17 protein-coding genes are annotated in these 19544 nt (G+C 44.0%); 3 read left to right on the top strand and 14 right to left on the bottom strand.

Translation table 11 applies throughout. The annotated features are described in order from the left end of the window. Positions 1 to 120: 120 nt before the first annotated feature. The gene (locus tag D4N35_RS09935) at positions 121 to 1107 is read right to left on the bottom strand and encodes a DUF2515 family protein (protein ID WP_120073073.1); all 987 of its coding nucleotides are present in this window, start codon (positions 1105 to 1107) and stop codon (positions 121 to 123) included. 101 nt (positions 1108 to 1208) lie between these two features. Between D4N35_RS09935 and recU the strand changes: the two genes are divergently transcribed. Both recU and D4N35_RS09945 read left to right on the top strand, forming a co-directional pair. After that, complete coding sequence (gene recU / locus D4N35_RS09940) at positions 1209 to 1820, top strand: Holliday junction resolvase RecU (RefSeq protein ID WP_120073038.1); 612 nt, start codon at positions 1209 to 1211, stop codon at positions 1818 to 1820. A 41-nt stretch (positions 1821 to 1861) separates the two neighbouring features. Continuing rightward, a complete protein-coding gene (locus D4N35_RS09945) occupies positions 1862 to 4513 on the top strand; it encodes a penicillin-binding protein 1A (protein ID WP_120073040.1) in 2652 nt (883 codons plus the stop codon). Positions 4514 to 4697: 184 nt separating this feature from the next. Here the strand turns inward: D4N35_RS09945 and nth are convergent, their stop codons facing one another. The 13 genes from nth to D4N35_RS10010 all read right to left on the bottom strand — a co-directional run bounded on the left by nth (position 4698) and on the right by D4N35_RS10010 (position 18143). Next, entirely contained in the window at positions 4698 to 5423 is a 726-nt protein-coding gene (gene nth, locus D4N35_RS09950; protein ID WP_235870351.1) for an endonuclease III, read from the bottom strand. Between the two features lie 25 nt (positions 5424 to 5448). Further along, positions 5449 to 6150 (bottom strand): DnaD domain-containing protein, encoded by a 702-nt coding sequence (locus D4N35_RS09955; RefSeq protein WP_120073042.1) that lies wholly within the window; start codon positions 6148 to 6150, stop codon positions 5449 to 5451. 88 nt (positions 6151 to 6238) lie between these two features. Further along, on the bottom strand, positions 6239 to 7423 hold the full coding sequence (locus tag D4N35_RS09960; RefSeq protein ID WP_128205403.1) for a pyridoxal phosphate-dependent aminotransferase: 1185 nt from the start codon (positions 7421 to 7423) through the stop codon (positions 6239 to 6241). Between the two features lie 21 nt (positions 7424 to 7444). Further along, complete coding sequence (locus D4N35_RS09965; protein ID WP_120073044.1) at positions 7445 to 7921, bottom strand: cell wall elongation regulator TseB-like domain-containing protein; 477 nt, start codon at positions 7919 to 7921, stop codon at positions 7445 to 7447. Positions 7922 to 8119: 198 nt separating this feature from the next. Next, the gene (gene dinG, locus D4N35_RS09970) at positions 8120 to 10924 is read right to left on the bottom strand and encodes an ATP-dependent DNA helicase DinG (protein WP_120073046.1); all 2805 of its coding nucleotides are present in this window, start codon (positions 10922 to 10924) and stop codon (positions 8120 to 8122) included. Positions 10925 to 11012: 88 nt separating this feature from the next. Further along, the gene (gene panC / locus D4N35_RS09975) at positions 11013 to 11858 is read right to left on the bottom strand and encodes a pantoate--beta-alanine ligase (protein ID WP_120073048.1); all 846 of its coding nucleotides are present in this window, start codon (positions 11856 to 11858) and stop codon (positions 11013 to 11015) included. Between the two features lies 1 nt (position 11859). Next, positions 11860 to 12696, bottom strand: a complete 837-nt coding sequence (gene panB / locus D4N35_RS09980) for a 3-methyl-2-oxobutanoate hydroxymethyltransferase (RefSeq protein WP_120073050.1) — start codon at positions 12694 to 12696, stop codon at positions 11860 to 11862. Between the two features lie 275 nt (positions 12697 to 12971). Continuing rightward, complete coding sequence (locus D4N35_RS09985; RefSeq protein WP_120073052.1) at positions 12972 to 13952, bottom strand: biotin--[acetyl-CoA-carboxylase] ligase; 981 nt, start codon at positions 13950 to 13952, stop codon at positions 12972 to 12974. Continuing rightward, on the bottom strand, positions 13937 to 15130 hold the full coding sequence (locus tag D4N35_RS09990; protein WP_120073054.1) for a CCA tRNA nucleotidyltransferase: 1194 nt from the start codon (positions 15128 to 15130) through the stop codon (positions 13937 to 13939). Before D4N35_RS09990 ends, D4N35_RS09985 begins: the two co-directional genes overlap by 16 nt. Positions 15131 to 15134: 4 nt before the next feature. Further along, positions 15135 to 16274: an N-acetyl-alpha-D-glucosaminyl L-malate synthase BshA gene (bshA, locus tag D4N35_RS09995; protein ID WP_120073056.1), complete on the bottom strand. Its 1140-nt coding sequence runs from the start codon at positions 16272 to 16274 to the stop codon at positions 15135 to 15137. Next, on the bottom strand, positions 16271 to 16987 hold the full coding sequence (gene bshB1 / locus D4N35_RS10000) for a bacillithiol biosynthesis deacetylase BshB1 (RefSeq protein ID WP_120073058.1): 717 nt from the start codon (positions 16985 to 16987) through the stop codon (positions 16271 to 16273). The genes bshA and bshB1 overlap by 4 nt, the downstream gene beginning before the upstream one ends. A gap of 12 nt (positions 16988 to 16999) precedes the next feature. Then, positions 17000 to 17803 carry a 4-hydroxy-tetrahydrodipicolinate reductase gene (gene dapB / locus D4N35_RS10005; protein WP_268920375.1) on the bottom strand — a complete coding sequence of 268 codons (804 nt, stop codon included), beginning with the start codon at positions 17801 to 17803 and terminating at the stop codon, positions 17000 to 17002. Continuing rightward, entirely contained in the window at positions 17796 to 18143 is a 348-nt protein-coding gene (locus tag D4N35_RS10010; protein WP_120073062.1) for a nucleotide pyrophosphohydrolase, read from the bottom strand. The genes dapB and D4N35_RS10010 overlap by 8 nt, the downstream gene beginning before the upstream one ends. A 142-nt stretch (positions 18144 to 18285) precedes the next feature. Here D4N35_RS10010 and D4N35_RS10015 point away from each other — a divergent pair, with 142 nt between their 5' ends. Next, positions 18286 to 19161: a YitT family protein gene (locus tag D4N35_RS10015; protein ID WP_120073064.1), complete on the top strand. Its 876-nt coding sequence runs from the start codon at positions 18286 to 18288 to the stop codon at positions 19159 to 19161. Positions 19162 to 19544 lie beyond the last annotated feature (383 nt).

Here is a 19544-nt window from a genome sequence, read left to right on the forward strand (position 1 = left end):
CTTATTTGATAACGTATTCTCCCTTCCGAAAGAACTTCCTGCCAAGCTGACAAAACTAGAAGCAAATCGGCAAACAAAGTGTTTAATCTTTTTTAACCTGCACTGCTTTTCGACAGGTTGTCAAGGGGCGTTTGAAAACAGCTGCTTTGCAAGATGATACAGCCGGAGCTGTTCCTGCTTTTGATAAAACCAGTCCGTCACAGCAGCCGGTTTTTTCATGCATGGAGCTTTTGGCCATCCGCGCTTTGGGGGGTGTTTCAAAGACCAGTCCTCCACTGCCCTTTCGTGATGTTCAATAATGGGCAGAACAGCCCTGATAAAAGGATTTTTCCGATTTTTTCGTTCGTAGGCATAACGTTCATAGTCATAACGTGAGCCGGTGGGTTCGGTTTTGACGGCAAAATGGAGAAAACGCGGATAAAGATCATTATCAAACAAAATGGAGGCAAGGCGTTTGCCCAAATGTATCCTTTTCCATACGTTTTTAAACTGAACAACACTTTCCCCATACAATTCACCATTTGCAGTCGGAAAAACAATGCAATTGAAATGCAGGAGCTCATGAAGGACAAAAAAGGCCGAATGAAATATTTTATATTTATAAGACGGGTGTAAAATAACCGGCTGCTGAATGACATGTTGTTCATTAACAATCAATGCATACAGTAGCCTCTTTCTCTCGCCTCTTTTCCAGAAATGCCGCCATTCATTTTGCATGAAACCCGAGACATTAAAATGATCCAGCAAATGGAACATCGGGCGTCCTGTCTTTTTTGAATATTGATATATAAGAAGTTGGGGAAAGGCATCTTTAAAAATGATCCAATTCGCCCTTTCCAATGACAAAAAAAGATTTTTTCTCGTCTTCTCATCAAGGATTTCCGGGATAATTTCTCCATATAGATCCCCCATATTCCATCCGGTGTTTCTCGAGACCATAGACGCCAAAAAAGACCATGCGATTTCAGGATTCTCCAAAAAGAATCGCTGATAGCATTTTGTCCTTGAAATGTTATCTTTATTTCCTCTAAACTCTTCCTGTCTTATCCGATTTATAATAAAATATTCATTGGATCGAATCCTGTCAAATGGACTGCCGGGCTTCATCACTGTATGCTCCCACATCATTTTCTCTTTAATATGTACCAAAGTTCCATATTTTTATTCAATGCCTGTGATATAATTTAAATTCATAAGGGGGATAAAACATGGAATTTCATTATCCTACAGGCCGGAAATATGTGGCACGGCCTGAAAAAGAGAATAAAAATGATCTGCCCGATAAAGAGATCATTTATAGTAACAGGGGCATGACGCTGGAAGAGGATTTAAATGAAACAAACCAATATTATTTGTCCAATGGACTGGCTGTCATCCACAAAAAGCCAACGCCGGTTCAGATCGTCCATGTCGATTATGCAAAGAGGAGCACTGCCGTCATAAAGGAAGCCTATTTCCGCCAGGCATCGACAACTGATTATAATGGGATATCCAATGGAAAATACATTGATTTCGAAGCAAAAGAGACAAAGAGCCCTACATCCTTCCCATTGAAAAATATTCATGGGCACCAGATAGAGCATATGAAAAATGTAATCAAACAAAATGGGATTGCCTTTGTCATCATCCGTTTTTCGGCCACGGAAGAAATCTATTTGCTTGAAGGAGAGCATCTATTCAAATTTTGGGACCGCATGAAAAATGGCGGCCGCAAGTCAATCACAAAACAGGAACTAAAAACCTATGGGCATTCCATCGAATTAGGGTGGGCGCCAAGGATCGATTATTTAAAAGTCATACGGAATCTTTATTCATTCTGATATTGATAAAGAAACTGCTGTATGGAAAGTGAGGATTATGAATGGGAGAGAATTATCAATCTCGGACAGAGCGGCGCCGTAAACTGGGTGCCGATAAAAAAAATCAGAAGGGCAAGAAAAAAGGCCTATTCAAAAAGGTGGTTGTACTTTTACTGATTCTTGCATTTGCAGGTTTGGCAGCTGGCGCCGGCACGTTTGCCTGGTATGTAAAAGACGTCCCCAAACTTGACAAGCAGTTGCTTGTCGACCCTGTCGCTTCGGAATTGCTCGATATTAACGGGGAAGTGTTTACGACTTTGGGAGCAGAGCGGCGTGATTATGTTGAAATTGACGACATTCCCAAACAGGTAAAAGATGCTGTTTTGGCTACAGAGGATGTACGCTTTTACAAACATCACGGCATAGATGTCAAAAGGCTTGCCGGAGCAGTCCTTGCCAATTTCTCGCGCGGGTTCGGTTCTGAAGGAGCTTCCACCTTGACTCAGCAGGTTGTTAAACGCTCTTTCCTTTCCGATGAAAAAACATTGAAAAGAAAAGCCCAGGAAGCGTGGCTGTCCATCCAGCTTGAAAATAATTACACGAAAGACCAGATTTTTGAAATGTACGTGAATAAAATTTATTATTCAAACGGCATTCATGGTATTGAAACAGCTTCGAAGTTTTATTTTGATAAAACCCTTGATGAATTGGAATTGCAGGAAGCGGCGTTTTTGGCGGGTCTTCCGCAGAGCCCGAACAATTATAATCCATATAAACATCTTGAAAAAGCGGATAAGAGGAAAAACATCGTTTTATCTCTCATGTATCAGCATGGCAAAATCAGCAAAGAACAAATGGAAAAGGCCAAGAATATCTCCGTTGGCAAAACTCTCGTCCCTCAAGAGAAGAACCAAAATGAGTCATATAAGTATGATTCTTTTGTAGATCAAGTCATCAGGGAAGTTGAAGAAATGGGAGATTATAACGTCTTTGCGGATGGATTGAAAATTTATACAACGTTGGACCCCGATGCACAGCAATATACCGAAAAAATGCTCTTTACGGATGAAGTCGTCCAATATCCTGATGAAAAATTCCAGGCCGGAATCGTGCTGTTGGATACAAAATCCGGTGAGGTAAGGGCAATTGGCGGCAGCCGGAACCAGGATGTCAAACGCGGACGCAATTTCGCTACACAGTTGAAAGATAAAACACCGGGTTCTACGGCAAAACCGATTTTTGATTACGGTCCTGCCATTGAGTACCTAAATTGGTCGACATATGAACAGATCGTGGACGAACCATATACGTACACGGGCGGTACACCGATCAATAACTTTGACAGATCCCACCTGGGACAGATGTCCATCAGGGAAGCCCTGTACCGTTCAAGAAACATTCCTGCTTTAAAAGCTTTCCAGGAAGTCGGGCAGGAAAATGTAAAAGAGTTTGCAGAAAGATTGGGATTAGATGATCCTAAAATAGTGGAATCTGATGCAATCGGAGGGGGAGAACAGCATCCTTCCCCTATGACTCTTGCCGGTGCGTATGCAGCCTTCGGCAATAACGGAATGTATAACAAGCCGCATACGGTCAAAAAGATTGTTCTGATGGATGGCGAAACGGAAATCAAGAACAAAGTGGAGCCTGAAGTTGCCATGAAAGATTCAACAGCTTACATGGTGACGGATATGCTGAAAGACGTGCTGTCGGGCAAATCGGGTGCTACAGGAGGAGCAGCAGCCATACCCGGATTGCCGGTTGCAGGTAAAACCGGCACAACAAACTATAGTAAAGAAGACATCCTTAAATATAACATTCCTGACGGAAGCTCCCCCGACTCCTGGTTCGCCGGGTATACGACAAATTATACGATTGCAGTTTGGACAGGCTATGAAGAGAGAAAGAATCCGGTCCTTCCAAAGGATCTGACCATTGCTCAGCATCTATTCAAAAACCTGATGACGCATGTGTCGGCAGATGTTCAAACACCCGATTTCACCATGCCTAAAAGCGTTGTTCGGGCTGCGGTTGAAAAAGGTTCAAACCCTGCCAAAAAACCTAGTAAGTATACTCCTGAGAGCAATATTGTCTACGAGCTGTTTGTCGCAGGCACGGAACCGACCGAAGTATCACAGGCATATGATAAACTTGATGCCCCTTCAGTATCCGGGGAATATAAAGAGGATGGAAACCAGGTCGTTTTCTCATGGAGCCATCCGGACATGGATAAAAATGATATGAAATTTGAAGTGAAGGTAAACCTTGGAGGCGGGAAACAAAAAGACATCGGGACAACTTCAGACACAAGCTATACAATCAATGAAGTTGAACCCGGTGAAACATACGGAATTCAAGTTGTTGCAGTTGCAGGCTCTCAAAGGAGCGCACCAGGGTCTGCCAGCGTGACCGTCCCTTCGCAGGAAGATGAGGAAGATGAGGAAGATGTCCAAGACGAAGATGAAGATTCAGAAAATCAAGATGGCCAAGAAGACCAGGGCGATGAACAACAAAACGACCAGGATCAAAACCAAAATGATGATAAACAAAATGATAACAACGGACAACAGCCTGGAAATAACGGAAATGACGGGAATGGTAATCCCGGAAACGTGAATCCTGGAAATGGCAACAATGGCAATGACCAGGAAAACCCCGATAACCCTGATTCACCGGCCGATACCAATCCGGAAGGCCGAAGGGAAAATAACTGATTTAAAAAAATGGATGGCCTATTGGCCATCCATTTTTTTAACAGAGTAAAAAAGTATAAGATGTTTTAGCTTTAAAATTTTGAACAAAGCCATTTGTTGTCTAGCTCCAGCGCCTATCGACTAGCAGACTTCGCACCTCCTCCTACGATAAGTCAACATCGGCTCGTTCCTCGCCGTGTTTCCTTTATCTCGTCGGAGGCACTCCAGTCTGTACGTCGATGGGCAAGGCGCTTACGCTTTTCTTATTATTTATTACTGTTGCATCTCTTTTCTTCATTCTTTTCTTCCCTTCCCTGCACAAATCGAGTAAAGGGCAAATGTGGCATTGCGGATTTTGAGCTTTACAATGGTATCTTCCGAAAAAGATCATTCTGTGATGACTGATGGACCAAAGTTCTTTTGGAATTTTTCGCATTAATGCCTTTTCAACTTCTAATACGCTGTCTTTCCAGCGGCAGAAAGCCAAACGCTTGCTGACCCGTTCCACATGTGTATCAACTGCAATGGCAGGAATGCCAAAAGCCACTGAAACGACGACATTGGCTGTCTTGCGCCCAACCCCGGGAAGTTTGACGAGTTCATCACGGTCGGCCGGCACTTCTCCCCCGTATTCTTCCAAAAGCATGAGGCACAGCTTTTGGATATTCTTTGCTTTATTACGGTAAAGCCCAATGGAACGTATATCCTGCTGCAATTCCTCAACAGGCACTTTAAGGTAATCTTCCGGTGATTTATATTTTTTAAAAAGGGATTTGGTTACCTTATTGACAAGGACATCGGTGCATTGGGCCGATAATAAAACAGCGATGACAAGTTCGAACGGATTCGAATGATTCAACTCACATTCGGCTTCAGGAAACATTTCCCCCATTGTGTCGATGCAAAATCGGATTTCCTGCTTATTCAGCATATATTCACCTCCAATGTGTCAAAGGTCATGGTTCCAGCCAATTGTAAACCGGAATAGTCTTTGATGTTGTTTCTGTTGCGGGCTGGGCAGGCTGCTTCGTTTTTTGCCTGAATTGTATGCCCTGCATCCGCGCCTGTTCAAGAGTACGGACTCCGTTTCTCTTCCAATTGAATAAAATGCGGTCTATATAGCGAAAACTCAGCTTTCCCGCCAAAACCGCCTCCCTCAAAGCAGCTTTGATAATAACCGGGTCCTGTCCGTCATCATCCAGCCACATGGCCAGATTCTCACATTCCATCGGAGACAGCGGCCTTCCGAATTCCTGCTCAAAAAGGGTGTATAAGTCATGTTCCTCGAGCAATGTATGTTTCAAGCCGTTTTGCTTTTTATCAAATTTTAATTCATCGGCAAGCCTTGCCCACAATGAGCTCAATGAATATTTTTCAAAGCGGATCCCATCTTCTGAAAGTCCTTCCTCTATCGAAAGAATCTGCATTTGTACAAGTTTTCTTAACAGGCCGGAACATTCACTGCTGTTTATCGTCATTCTGCCAGCCAATTGTTCCGGTGTAGGAAACTCGTTGCCTGCCTCAATAAACGAAAGGATATGCAATAACAGTGCCAATTCTTTTTCATCCAAACCGATCTGCTTGTACTTCTGCATTAAAAGATTCGGGACCTGAATCATGCCGGCTTCCATCCACGACACTATTATATCTTTATCCATATTCAGCACCTCGTCTTTACTAGCGTGGAAACCGCTTTTTATCCTTCGATGCAAAGACCACGCACAAATTGCACGTGGCCTCTATATATTATTGACTTTTAGACTCCACAAAAGAATGAATTCGGCTGATCGCTTCTTCCAGCAATTCAAGCGATGCCGCATACGAAAGCCTGATGTTTTCCGGTGAACCGAAGCTGGAACCCGGCACGACAGCCACAAGCGCCTCTTCAAGCAATGCCCGTACAAAGCTGTCTACATCTTTATAGCCGGCAGTTTCAGCAGCTTCTTTGACGTTCGGATATAAATAGAATGCCCCTTGGGGTTTCAGGCATGTCACACCCGGAATATTTATCAGTTTTTTATGAATGATGTTCATTCTTTCTTCAAATGCCTGCCTCATTTTTTCTACTGGTTCCTGGGTTCCGTTATAAGCCTCAATCGCACCATATTGGGATGTTGTTGCCGGATTGGAAGTCGAATGGCTTGCGACGTCCGTCATGGCCTTGATGATTGTTTCGTTTCCCGCCGCATATCCAATTCTCCAGCCGGTCATGGAATGTGATTTGGACACCCCGTTGATAATGATGGTCAAATCTTTAAGTTCAGGCGACAATTGAGATATTGAAACATGCTCATGGCCGTCGTATAGAAGCTTTTCATATATTTCATCAGAGATGATCAATATATTGTTTGCTTTACAAACTTCCCCAATCTCGCCCAGTTCTTCTTTAGAATAGACCATGCCTGTCGGATTGCTCGGCGAGTTGATAATGACAGCCTTTGTTCGGGAAGTTATCGCATCTTCAAGCTGTCTGCCGGTAATTTTGAAGTGATTGGCTTCTTCTCCGTCGATGAACACCGGCTCTCCCCCAGCCAATTTTACCTGCTCCGGATAACTTACCCAGTATGGAGTCGGGATGATCACTTCATCCCCATCATTCAATATGACCTGGAAAAGTGTATAAAGGGCGTGTTTGGCACCGTTTGTAACAATGATTTCAGAAGCTTTATAATCAAGCCCTTGATCCCTTCTGAATTTACCGATGATTGCCTGTTTCAATTCAGCCAGGCCGCCGGCGGGTGTATACTTTGTATGTCCTTCTCCCATGGAACGGTATGCCGCCTGAATAATATTATCCGGGGTGTTAAAATCCGGTTCACCGGCTCCCAGCCCGATCACATCGAGGCCGCTCGCTTTTAATTCTTTTGCCTTTGCTGTAATGGCCAGTGTGGATGAAGGTGAAACTTTGGATACCCGATTTGATAATTCAATCATATACAACCCCTGCTTCCTCTATAAATTTTCTATTTTTCTCAACCATTTCCCAGAATCGAAATGGATGTAATAATAATTTAAGTTGGAGTTTTCATCCAGATAGGACAATTCCCAGACAGGAAGTTCCTTTTCCATCCCCAGCCTGACACCAAGAATCTCTTTAGGTTTTTTTTCGCTCAGTAATTTATTGACTGCGTCCTGCTTTGAGACACCGTCTGATATTTTCTTTACATGGACTTTATCTTTTTTATTGTCCGGAATCCATGCAGCGGCTTCCTGGCCTTTGCTGTTTTTTCCAATCACCACATAGTAAGTCCGCGAACCATTATATAAATAAAACTCGTCCGCGCTTTTTATGTCCGTCTCTGATTTCAGTCTTTCCTCAGCGGCATCCCTTGCCTTTTTCATGGGCGCCATCGCTTTGCTGTATACACATCCGCTTATCCCTGCAGCGATTAACAGGCAGGAAAGAATAATCGCGAGCCATTTATACATGTACATCCCTCGTTAATACAGAAAATCTTCGTTTTATTGAGCACGCGTTCCTCAATACACATATTTTGTTATTAATAACCGGCCCGTTTTCTGCCACAATATTAGTAAGCACGCGGTATCCCCATCATTATATCATGATGGCGCCGTCGTTTTTAAAAAATCTAGTCCACATTGTAAACGTCGCTTTCCGGCGGCGTTTTACTTTTTATCCAGCCAGCTTTCAACTGAAGGAATCAGGTGATCCAAGGGACCTTTTTCAAGCTTAATGGAAGGAATGGACTTTAGAAAAGCCTTTCCGTATGCAGATGTAATGACTCTCTGGTCAAATACGAAAAAAACACCGCGGTCTGTTTTTTTCCTGATTAGACGTCCAAAACCCTGTTTGAATTGAATAATGGCCTCAGGAAGAGAGTAGGCTGAAAATGGATTTTTTCCGCCTGCTTGTACATACTCCAATTTTGCAGCCGTAACCGGGTCATCAATTGGGGAAAAAGGGAGTCTCACGACGACAAGGCAGGATAAATCCTCTCCCGGAATATCGATGCCTTCCCAAAAACTGTTTGTTCCCAAAAGGATCGCCTTTTGAAAGTGCCGGAAGCTTTTTACAAGCCGGCTTCTGCTTCCTGACGAAACACCGTGGGCCAGAAGGACAAAATCCCTGAGCTCATTGCTGTCGTATAATAATTCATGCGTTTTTCGAAGCATCTCATGGGATGTGAACAAAACGAGCATCCGTCCTTCAGCCGCATTGGCAACAGCAATCAAGTGACAGGCTATTGACTCTGCATATTCCTCCATAGGAACAGAATTGATTTCCGGAAGATCTGTCGGTACAAGCAGTTTAACCTGCTTTTCATATGGAAATGGCGATTCAAATCGTGTTTCAATCCTGTCAAATGAATGAATGCCGATCTCCTCGCTAAAAAATTTAAATGAATTATTCACTGTTAGAGAGGCTGACGTCAAGACGACACTTTTATGTTCTTTAAAAAGCCGTTCGGATAAAAAACAGTTTATATTCAACGGCTGCCTATGAACGCTCGTTCTGTTCGCCATGCATTTTTGATCACTTTCCAGCCACATCACGTCACTGTTTTCCGATTGAGAGAGCAAATGTTTAACCTGTAACCCCATTTCAGTCCATTCCCCGTGAAAGCCGGCCATTTCTTCCAGGAACGCCAACTCTGCAGGTGAAAGTGAAGCCTGGCTTTTTTTGATGAGCATAAGCCGTTCCTGAATCCCCTGGGAAATAAGCTTATGGAAATCCAAAAAGCGCTCGGCACACATCATGACCTTCTGCCAGCTTCCCCCGGATCTGATCTGATCAGAAACCCTTAACTTGGCTCTTCTGTTTTTCCCTTTATTCGGCCGGGTACGCTTGAGCATTTGGCTCAGCAATGTAAATAAATCATCTGTTTCAGCCTCTATATTTTGAATCGCATGATCCACTGCGAAGGAATGAACAGAAGGAACAGCCGAAGCTTTGGCCGTATACCTTTCAAGAGTGTAAAAACGTTTCTTTTTTTCGGTTGTCCCTAATTTGCCCAGCAAAAACTTTATATGGTTGTAATCAAGCTTACGACCGAGCTTGGTCCGTACGGATTTTTCCAGGTGATGGGCCTCATCGATAACAATAAAATGGCTCTTTGGCAGAACTGGATGCTCCAAATCAGCGACAAGCATGGAATGGTTTGTAATGATAATATCCGCACTCTCGGCAAGATTTTTGGAGTGCAGGTAAAAGTCACGGGAAGTCCACGGGTCATTGTTCCTGTCAACAAACGACCCATCATTGCATATTCTCTTCCAGTAAAGCTTTCCTCCGCTTGACAGGTTCAATTCATCCATATCTCCTGTTTCTGTCTGCAGAAGCCAAATTAATATCTTCATTTTTGTGATCGTTTCATCATAAGAGGAGTCCGGTTCCTTAAGCGTCTGCTCGAACTTAAGCATGTTGATATAATGCTCCCTGCCCTTGATCAGGGCTGTTCTATAGGAAAAAGGAACAGCGTCTTTCAGGATTTTTATTTCTTTTTCCAGAATCTGATGCTGCAATTGAATCGTGTATGTACTAATGATGACTTTTTCCTGCCGGCCAACCGAAAAATAAACACTCGGAAGCAAATAAGCGATTGTCTTGCCGATGCCGGTACCTGCCTCTATAACAGAATGCGTGCTTGTCCGGAATGACTGGTATACTGTATCCATCATCTCGTACTGTCCGTTCCGGGACTCAAATTCTTTGAACAAAGGCTGCAGGAGTTTGACTTTGTCATCTATACCTTTTGGATAATCCAGTGATCGGATCGGAGCCTCCCCTGCCGGCATCTGTTTATTCTTCAGCACAATACCGCGAAACGATTCAAGGCCTTCGGGAAGGCTTTCCAGCCGGCTTTCCTTTTCTTTTTTGACCGACTCAAAAAAAGAAAACATGCTGCTGTTCAGGTTTTTCGATAATTCACAAAGCTTTTCCAGAGTCGCCATGGGAAGGTTTTTTGCTTTTTCCAATAGCATTAACAGCAATTCCGCTGTAGCAAGGGCATCACTGTCCGCCTGGTGCGGTGTAATATGCTCAAGCTCCATTTGATCTGAAAGTTCTTCCAATTTATAACTGTTAGCCTTTGGCAGGAGGATGTTCGCCAGCTCGACCGTATCCAAGGTTTTTTCAATGGGATTGGCAAAACCGGCATCTTCCAATTCCCCGGCAATAAAACTGCGGTCGAACTTTACGTTGTGGGCCACAAAAATCGCCCCATCCAATATGGAATGGATCACCCCGGCAATTTCTCCAAATCGGGGTGCTTCGGCTACCTCTTCTTCACCGATGCCTGTCAGTTCTTTAATAAAAGAAGGGATGGGCACTTCGGGATTGACAAAAGAAGTATATTGATCCGTGATGCGGGAGTTTTCCACAGTAACTGCAGAAATTTGTATCACCCTGGATCCTTTAACATATGAATTCCCCGTTGTCTCAACATCTACTACAACATATTTGCCTGCCATCCTCTTCACACCTTTAATCCTAAAACAATCGTTTCTCTTTAGTTAGTTTACCATATATGAGCCCTCTTTCCACCCGAAAATAATCGAACTAAACATCAATGATGATATTGTCGATGAGCCTTGCTTTTGAAAACTTGACAGCGGCAGCAACGATCACTTTTCCATTAGGAACGGAAATCTGCTCCAGTTCAGGAAAACTCAATAATTCCACATAATCAATATCTGCTTGCATATGGGTTCTGATATAATCTTTTACTTTTCCTGTGATGGCTGCAATGTCCTGCACGCCATCTTTTAATAATTCTTCCGCCTTCTGCAGGCTTTTATATAAGGCAGGCGCCTGTTTCCGCTCTTCAGGGGTCAAATAGACATTTCTTGAGCTGACCGCAAGGCCAGTTGACTCCCTGACTGTTTCGACAGGGACGATCTCAAGCGGAAAATCAAAATCTTCAACAAGACCGGACACAACGGCAAATTGCTGCGCATCTTTTAAACCGAAATAAGCGCGGTCAGGCAGTGTAATATGAAATAGTTTGGACAATACCGTGACGACTCCGTCAAAGTGGCCCGGCCGGTTGACTCCGCACAGGACATCAGTCCTGTTTAATACGGTCATTCTGATGGATTTTTCGCTATTATACATATTTTCCGGGCTTGGCATAAATAAAATGTCGACGCCGGCTTCCTCCGCAAGCTTTGTGTCCCTTTCAGGGTTTCGGGGATAGGCATCAAAATCTTCGCCAGGGCCAAATTGAAGCGGGTTGACAAAAATACTCATGATGGTAATGTCATTGTTTTTTTTCGCTTCTTTGAGAAGTGTCAAATGTCCTTCGTGCAAATAGCCCATGGTCGGAACAAATCCGATGGATCTTCCTTTTTCTTTATGTTGTTTCGCCAGCTGCTGCATTTCCTGCTTTGTCGTGATTGTGATCAATTTATTTTCCTCCGTACAATGAAGCCAGTTCTTCCTGCTTCATTTCAAATGTATGTTTCTGAAGATCGGGGAACACGCTTGATTTTACTTCCTCCACGTATTTCCCAATGCCTGCTGATGCTTCAACATTTATATCTGCAAATTTTTTGACAAACTTAGGGACACGGTCAACACCGAATGTGACAACGTCATGAAAGACAAGAACCTGTCCATCTGTATCAGGGCCTGCCCCAATCCCGATTACCGGTATATTTATTTTGGAAGAGACCTCTTTGCCAAGCTGGTGCGGAATACACTCCAATACGATGGCAAAAGCGCCGGCATCTTCACATTTTTTCGCTTCTTCAATCAATTCAGAAGCAGCCTCTGCCGTTTTTGCCTGTACCTTGTATCCGCCAAGAACCCCGGCTGTCTGCGGTGTCAATCCGAGATGACCCATAACAGGTACTCCCGCACTTGTCAGGGCTCTGATCGTTTCAATTACTTCTCCCCCGCCTTCAATCTTGACAGCATGCGCCCCGCTCTCCTGCATGATTTTACCTGCAGCCCTCAGAGCCTCTTCCTTGCTTATACGAAAGGTCATAAAAGGAAGATCCGTGACAATAAATGTATCCTTCGCGCCACGCTTAACCGCTTTTGTGTGATGAATCATATCATCCGTTGTGACGGGCACCGTCGAATCATAGCCCAGCACGACCATTCCCAGGGAATCACCGACAAGGATCATATCCACCCCGGCTTCTTCCGCAAGCTTCGCCTGTGGGTAATCATAGGCAGTGAGCATCGCAATCTTTTCCCCGGCTTGTTTCATTTTCAAAAAATCCGTTGTTGACTTCATTTTGTCCATCCTCCTTTTTTGTAGAGGATACGAAATGAATCAAGCGGCAGTTTAAACACCAAAAGGAGTCCTCCCCAAAAAAAGGCAGAAGGACTCCGCAACTGTCACTCGTTCGTTTCGGTCCTCTGTCCCCGTCCTTTTAGAGGATCAAGGCAGAAATAATCGTTTTTCCCAATATTTTGTGGTGCAGCTCAATAAATGATACCGCCCAAAAAAAGTATAGCAAATATTTCGTCGAAAGACCAATAAAAGCGGAAATGCCATCCAAGTTGGACTTAAGTTTGCTGTATATCGGCAGAATAAATATTGTGGATGATCCCTTCATCATCCTCAATTTTCAATATTCCTTCATCAGTTATCCCAATTGCCCGGCCGGTAATTACGCCCGTTACAGTAGTTGCCTTGATTCTCTTTCCGATGCTGATGGCGTAGCTTTCCCATAAAATACGCACAGGTTTAAATCCTTCCGTTATATATATTGAATAATATCTTTCGAAATATTTTAAGAAGGATTGGATAAGGGCAGCCCGTGAAATCTTTTCTCCTTTTTCAATAAAAAGTGATGTGGCCGTATGTGCAACATTCGGCGGAAAATCTTCTGGCCCGTGATTGGCATTCATTCCGATTCCGATGATCAAAGAAGAAATTTTATCGGACTCCGCTTGCAGCTCGGTTAAGATCCCGACCACTTTTTTTCCATTGATCAACACGTCATTCGGCCATTTGATTTCCGGTGTAATGCCCGTGATCTCCTCGATGGCCCGGGCTACGGCGACGGCGGTGATCAATGTGAATTGGGGGGCCTGTTGGGGCGGCAGATCCGGCCTTACAATGAGGCTCATCCAAATTCCTTTGCCGCTTAAAGAATGCCATTCCCTTCCAAGCCTTCCCCTTCCGGATGTTTGCTCTTCAGCCACGACAAGTGTTCCTTCAGGGGCCCCGTCATACGCCAGCTGATGCGCTTCCTTTTGGGTGGATCCAAGAGATTCATAATAGTGGACGTTTCTTCCGAACCGGTCGGTTTCAAGGCCGTATAGGATATCATTTTCAGTTATATCTTCAGGAGTGCTGACAATCCTGTACCCTTTGTTTCTGACGGCTTCCAGAACGAAACCGTCTTTCCTTAATTCCTCAATATGTTTCCAAATGGCCGTTCTGGAGCAGCCGATGATTTCCGCCAGAGCCTGTCCCGACAGAAATTCTCCGCCCGCTCCTGAAAGTGCCTCAATCAATTGTTGTCTTATAGAAGCCCGCAAGTTTTTATCCACCTCCTGATTTCTTGTTTGTCATTGGCAACTGCCCCGTCCAACACAGCTTTTATAATGCTTTCCAGCAATTCTTTCACCCAGGGGCCGCCGGGTGCATCTGCCCATATCAACAGATCATCGCCTGTCACAGCCAACTGATCCCTTGCTTTTATGGCGAGCTTATCAAAATTGTCATTGATCCGCTTTACGAAGCTATCAGCCGGCCTGTGCTGAATGACTTGGTAAACGGTCTCGACAAGTACTGCCGAATCCCTTCCGGCAGTAAACAAATGATAAGCCGTCCAATCATGATCGATTCTCTGCTTTAAAAAATCCAAGGCACGGACTAATGCCTTAATTTTTTTTGCCGGCAGCTTCCATTTTTTTAACTGTCCGGCACTGTCGGCGGTATTTGAAAAGTGCAGAGCCAAAAGCCACATCTGATTTTCATTCAATGTTGAAACACCATAATCCAGACTTGTTAAAAGGACATCTCTTTCGCTGAATAAGGAAGGCAGATATTGATAAAGCCCGCTTTTCAAAAGGATTTGAAATGCTTCCGCCTTGTGGGGCCCATCCAGCATTTTAACCATTTCAGACATGACTCTTTCCAAAGCGATATGCTGAAGAAGGTGTGCATGAACTTCTATTGCCTTTTCCGTTTCCGGTTCAAGCCGGAAACCGAGCTGGCTTACAAAACGGACCGCCCTCATCAAACGCAAGGCATCCTCTTGAAACCGCTCATCAGCTGAACCGACCGTTTCAATCACCTTATCCTTCAACGCCTTCTGTCCATCGAATGGATCGACAAGCGAACCATTTTTATCCATGGCTATCGCATTCATTGTAAAATCACGGCGTTTCAGGTCCTCTGTCAATTGGCGGACAAAGGAAACAGACTCAGGGCGCCTGTAGTCCTTATATTCAGTCTCCGTCCGGTATGTAGTGACCTCAAACCCCTGTCCATTCCTAATCACGATAATTGTGCCGTGGGCAATGCCGACATCCACAGTTTTTGGAAATATGGCTTTTAATTCTGCGGGCGTTGCGGAAGTGGCAATATCAACATCATGGATGTCTTTCCCGAGCAAAAAATCTCTGACCGATCCGCCCACAAAATAAGCCTCATATCCTGCCTCTTGAATATCCTCGATAATCGGAAGTGCCGACAAAAATGGTTCCTTCATGATTTCATCCTTCTTTCTTGCTGCCAAGAACGGATTCGTATAAATCTTCGTACTGGGAAACAATCATATCAGAAGCAAAACGCTCACCGGGAACGGCCATCGCCTGCCGGGAAAATCGGTCCAGCAATTCTTCGTTTTTCAGTAAAAGCAATGCTTTATCCGCAACTTCATCTGTATCGCCAAGCTCGCATAAAAAGCCGTTATATCCATCTTCAATCACTTCCGGAATGCCGCCGACCCTTGTTCCGATACATGGAACGCCGCATGCCATCGCTTCAAGGGCGACAAGGCCGAAGCTTTCTTTTTCCGATAAAAGAAGCATCAGGTCACTCATCGAATAGAGTTCTTCCAAATGATCCTGCCGGCCGAGGAACAACACTTCTTCCTCCAAAGACAGCTTTTCTACAAGCCCGCAAATATCTGTCATTTCCGGGCCGTCACCGACAAGAAGTAATTTGGCCTTTATTTTAGATGCGATTTTTGAAAAAGCGATGACAACATCATGGACTCTTTTTACTTTTCTAAAATTGGAGACATGAATAACCACTTTTTCTTCCGGTGAAATTCCATATGCCTCTTTCAAACCTTCTATATTCACCTTTTGATAGATTCTGTCATCAATGAAATTGTGAATCACTTCTATGGATTGATCAGGTGCCACCAATTCTTTTGTCTGATCGGCCAATGCATGGGAAACAGCGGTAACCCGGTCTGATTTTTCGATTCCGAACTTGATCGCCTCCGCAAGTGTTGAATCATATCCCAAAACGGAAATATCTGTCCCATGCAAGGTCGTTACAACCTTCACATCCGTTCCGGACATCTGTTTGCCCAAAATGGCGCAAACCGCATGCGGAATAGCATAATGCACATGTAATATATCAAGATTTTCCCTTTTGATAACCTCTGCCATTTTACTTGCTAACGCAATATCATAAGGAGGATATTGAAAAAGCGAATATTGATTGACCGTTACTTGATGAAAAAAAATATTATGATGCCAAAGGTTCAGCCGAAATGGAATATTTGAAGATATGAAGTGAATCTTATGGCCCCTTTCAGCAAGGTGTTTTCCAAGTTCCGTTGCAACCACACCGGAACCGCCCACTGTCGGATAGCAAGTAATGCCTATTTTTAGTTTCATAATCCTTCCCCAAAAATGTTTTGATTGATTAAAAGCGGCCGGTCTGTTTTAAATCCTTCTGCAAAAGTGACTCCGGCCTCCAGTCCGTAAATTCTCTCTCTTGCTTCAACTCTTTCCAAATATCCATCTGTCAATGGAGTTTTAACACCTGATTCACCCGGAAGAAACTGCGACTGGTATGCCTGAAGAGCAGCGAGCTTTTGATCCATGAATCCGGAAATATTCACGACAAAATCCGGTCTTGGCTGGCTGTTAATAAAATAGTAGAACAGATTCATTGCCTTATGGGCGTTATAGCCGCCAGGGGTCTCATACTTTCTGATTCCTGCTGAAAAAAAGGCTTCCTTTACGAGTTCAGCGCAGCGTCCGTGATCAGGATGCCGATCTTCGGAAAATGGAGCAAATATAAGAGTTGGAGTATATTTTCGGATCAAATCGGCTATCTGACGGATGTATTCATCCTTGAAAAATAGTCCGCGGTCCGGTAGCTTCAGATTTACTCTTTCGAGTACGCCAAGCTTGCCGGCAGCTTCCGCTGCCTCCCGTTGCCTTGTTTCCACGGTTCCATTAGAGGATAGCTCCGCCCTCGTCAAATCGCATATCACTACATTCCTGCCGGATGCCGTCCATTTATATATGGATCCTGCCATTCCGATCTCCACATCATCGGAATGGGCCCCAAATGCAAGTACATCAATACTCTCTTGAATCAACTGGATCCCACCTTAATCTAAAATGGATTCAAGCCCATAAACCAGGGTATCCAATCTTATGACTGTTTCGACGGATACTTTTACACCGGACATGAAAGAAGCGCGGTTATAAGAATCATGCCTGATTGTCAAAGTCTGCCCGCCGGCTCCGAACAGAACCTGTTGATGGGCAATCAATCCCGGAAGCCTGACACTGTGGATGCGCATGCCTTCAAAATCGGCGCCGCGTGCACCCGAAATCGTTTCCTTTTCATCTTCATGCCCCTGTTTTCTCGCTTTCCTGTTATTGCTGATCATTTCTGCCGTTTTAATAGCGGTGCCTGAAGGCGCATCAAGCTTTTGATCATGGTGCATCTCTATGATTTCTACATCATCAAAGTATTTAGCCGCCATTTCTGAAAATTTCATCATCAAGATAGCACCGATGGCAAAATTTGGAGCGATAATGCACCCAATCCCCTTCTCTTCCGCCAATCCCTTTAATTCATCGAGCTGTTCAGGAGTAAAGCCTGTCGTTCCGACAACCGGCCGGACAGAATATTCCAATGCCATTTTTGTATGTATATATCCTCTTTCGGGAGTCGTTAAGTCAATCAGAACATCTGCATTTGCCTGTTGGAAACATTCTGCAGGATCCGTAAATACAGGAACATCCAAACCTGCAAAGCCTTCCACATCGGAAAGGAGCTTTCCTTCATTCTTCCTGTCAATTACTGCAGCAAGTTCAAATTGCGGCGTCTCTTTAACAAGCTGGACTGCTTCTTTTCCCATCCGGCCGCGAGGGCCCGCCACTATTATCCGAATTGTTTCATTCACTAACATCACCTTCGTCCTTTTTAGTCCATCTGTCTTTATCTCTCGTTTTAAATTTATGCATCACTTGATCGTGGGCTGTCTGCAGATCTATATCAAGCGAGTTCGCCAGGCAAATGATGACGAAAAGCAAATCGCCAAGTTCTTCTTGGACCGTATTTTCTTTTTCGTCGCTTTTCTTCTTTTTCTCTCCATAATAATGGTTGACTTCCCTGGCCAGTTCACCAAGTTCTTCTGTCAACCGGGCAGTCATCGCTAGTGGGCTAAAATAGCCTTCCTTGAACTGTCCTATGTATTCATCCACTTCACTCTGGAGCTGCCTGATTGTTTTATTATCCTCCATTTGTACTCACCTTCTTACCATATGTTAGCTAATTCTTTTTTCATATACAAACGAAAGTGCTCAATTGCTTGAAGTTGCTGTTATATTCCTGTATTGGTTATAATTAGAATTCCAAAATTATTTTGTTGCAGGGGGCGTAGCGGTGTTTTTTCAATTAAAGATTAAAAATATTCTCCTGATTCTTTTGGGAGCTGCCATATTTGCATTCGGACTCGTACACTTCAATATGCAAAACAATTTGGCTGAAGGCGGATTTACAGGAATAACTCTCCTCCTATACTTCCTTTTCAATATTGATCCGTCATACAGCAACCTTGTTTTGAATATTCCTCTCTTTTTAGTCGGATGGAAATTGCTCGGAAAAAAATCCTTTCTTTATACAGTAATCGGAACGGTTGCAGTTTCCGTTTTCCTGTTCATTTTCCAAAGGTTCCAAATCGCCATCCCGCTCGAAGGGGATCTTTTTCTCGCCGCCCTGTTTGCCGGGGTATTTGCCGGCATCGGCCTGGGAATCATTTTTCGCTTTGGCGGAACAACCGGCGGTGTAGATATTATCGCACGACTCGTCTTTAAATATAAAGGAATTAGCATGGGAAGGACAATGTTTGCATTTGATGCGACTGTAATTCTTGTTTCGCTTTTGACTTATTTGAACCATAAGGAGGCTATGTATACACTTGTTGCTGTTTTTGTCGGCGCCCGCGTGATCGATTTTATGCAGGAAGGGGCGTACGCTGCAAGAGGCGCCATGATCATATCCGAAAAGCGTTATGACCAGCTGGCAGCTGCCATCATGAAAGAAATGGGCAGAGGAGTCACCATGCTGAAAGGCTATGGCTCGTTCACAAAGGAAAATAGAGAGGTTCTGTACTGTGTTGTAGGCAGGAATGAAATAGTGAATTTGAAAAGGATCATCCATGCCATTGATCCCCATGCCTTCGTATCCGTCATCGTCGTCCATGATGTCATGGGCGAGGGGTTCACCCTGGATGAAAATAAAAGGCCAATTGATATATAGAAAAGCGGAGGCGCCTTGATTAGCCCCGCAGCTGGACAAATAGAAAGGGAAGCGCTCTTTCCCTTTAAAGAACAAAGGCGTAAGCGCCTGTTTATCGACGTACAGACTGGAGCGCTTCTGACGAGATAAAGGAAACACGCGCAGCGCAGCGGAGCGATGTTGACTTATCGTAGGAAGAAGCGTGAAGTCTGCTAGTCGATAGGCGCTGGAGCCGGACGTAGCACAAAAAGATAATGAGTTATCAACAACTTAAACGCTTTATAATTTCCTCACTAGCGTTGCATAAAGAGTAAAAAGCATAGTCAAGCATTGATTTTCCATACCCGGGGTAAGTGATTGAATATTCAGATCACGATTGATTCTATTTGAAGAAAAAAAGACAA

The organism is Siminovitchia fortis (genome assembly GCF_003605365.2).
GTDB classification, from domain to species: Bacteria; Bacillota; Bacilli; order Bacillales; family Bacillaceae_C; genus Siminovitchia; species Siminovitchia fortis.

Excerpts from the sequence above, each read along its gene's own strand:
- D4N35_RS09935 (WP_120073073.1), bottom strand. The coding sequence starts at position 1,107 with ATGAAGCCCGGCAGTCCATTTGACAGGATTCGATCCAATGAATATTTT.
- recU (WP_120073038.1), top strand. The coding sequence starts at position 1,209 with ATGGAATTTCATTATCCTACAGGCCGGAAATATGTGGCACGGCCTGAA.
- D4N35_RS09945 (WP_120073040.1), top strand. The coding sequence starts at position 1,862 with ATGGGAGAGAATTATCAATCTCGGACAGAGCGGCGCCGTAAACTGGGT.
- nth (WP_235870351.1), bottom strand. The coding sequence starts at position 5,423 with ATGCTGAATAAGCAGGAAATCCGATTTTGCATCGACACAATGGGGGAA.
- D4N35_RS09955 (WP_120073042.1), bottom strand. The coding sequence starts at position 6,150 with ATGGATAAAGATATAATAGTGTCGTGGATGGAAGCCGGCATGATTCAG.
- D4N35_RS09965 (WP_120073044.1), bottom strand. The coding sequence starts at position 7,921 with ATGTATAAATGGCTCGCGATTATTCTTTCCTGCCTGTTAATCGCTGCA.
- dinG (WP_120073046.1), bottom strand. The coding sequence starts at position 10,924 with ATGGCAGGCAAATATGTTGTAGTAGATGTTGAGACAACGGGGAATTCA.
- panB (WP_120073050.1), bottom strand. The coding sequence starts at position 12,696 with ATGAAGTCAACAACGGATTTTTTGAAAATGAAACAAGCCGGGGAAAAG.
- D4N35_RS09990 (WP_120073054.1), bottom strand. The coding sequence starts at position 15,130 with ATGAAGGAACCATTTTTGTCGGCACTTCCGATTATCGAGGATATTCAA.
- bshA (WP_120073056.1), bottom strand. The coding sequence starts at position 16,274 with ATGAAACTAAAAATAGGCATTACTTGCTATCCGACAGTGGGCGGTTCC.
- D4N35_RS10010 (WP_120073062.1), bottom strand. The coding sequence starts at position 18,143 with ATGGAGGATAATAAAACAATCAGGCAGCTCCAGAGTGAAGTGGATGAA.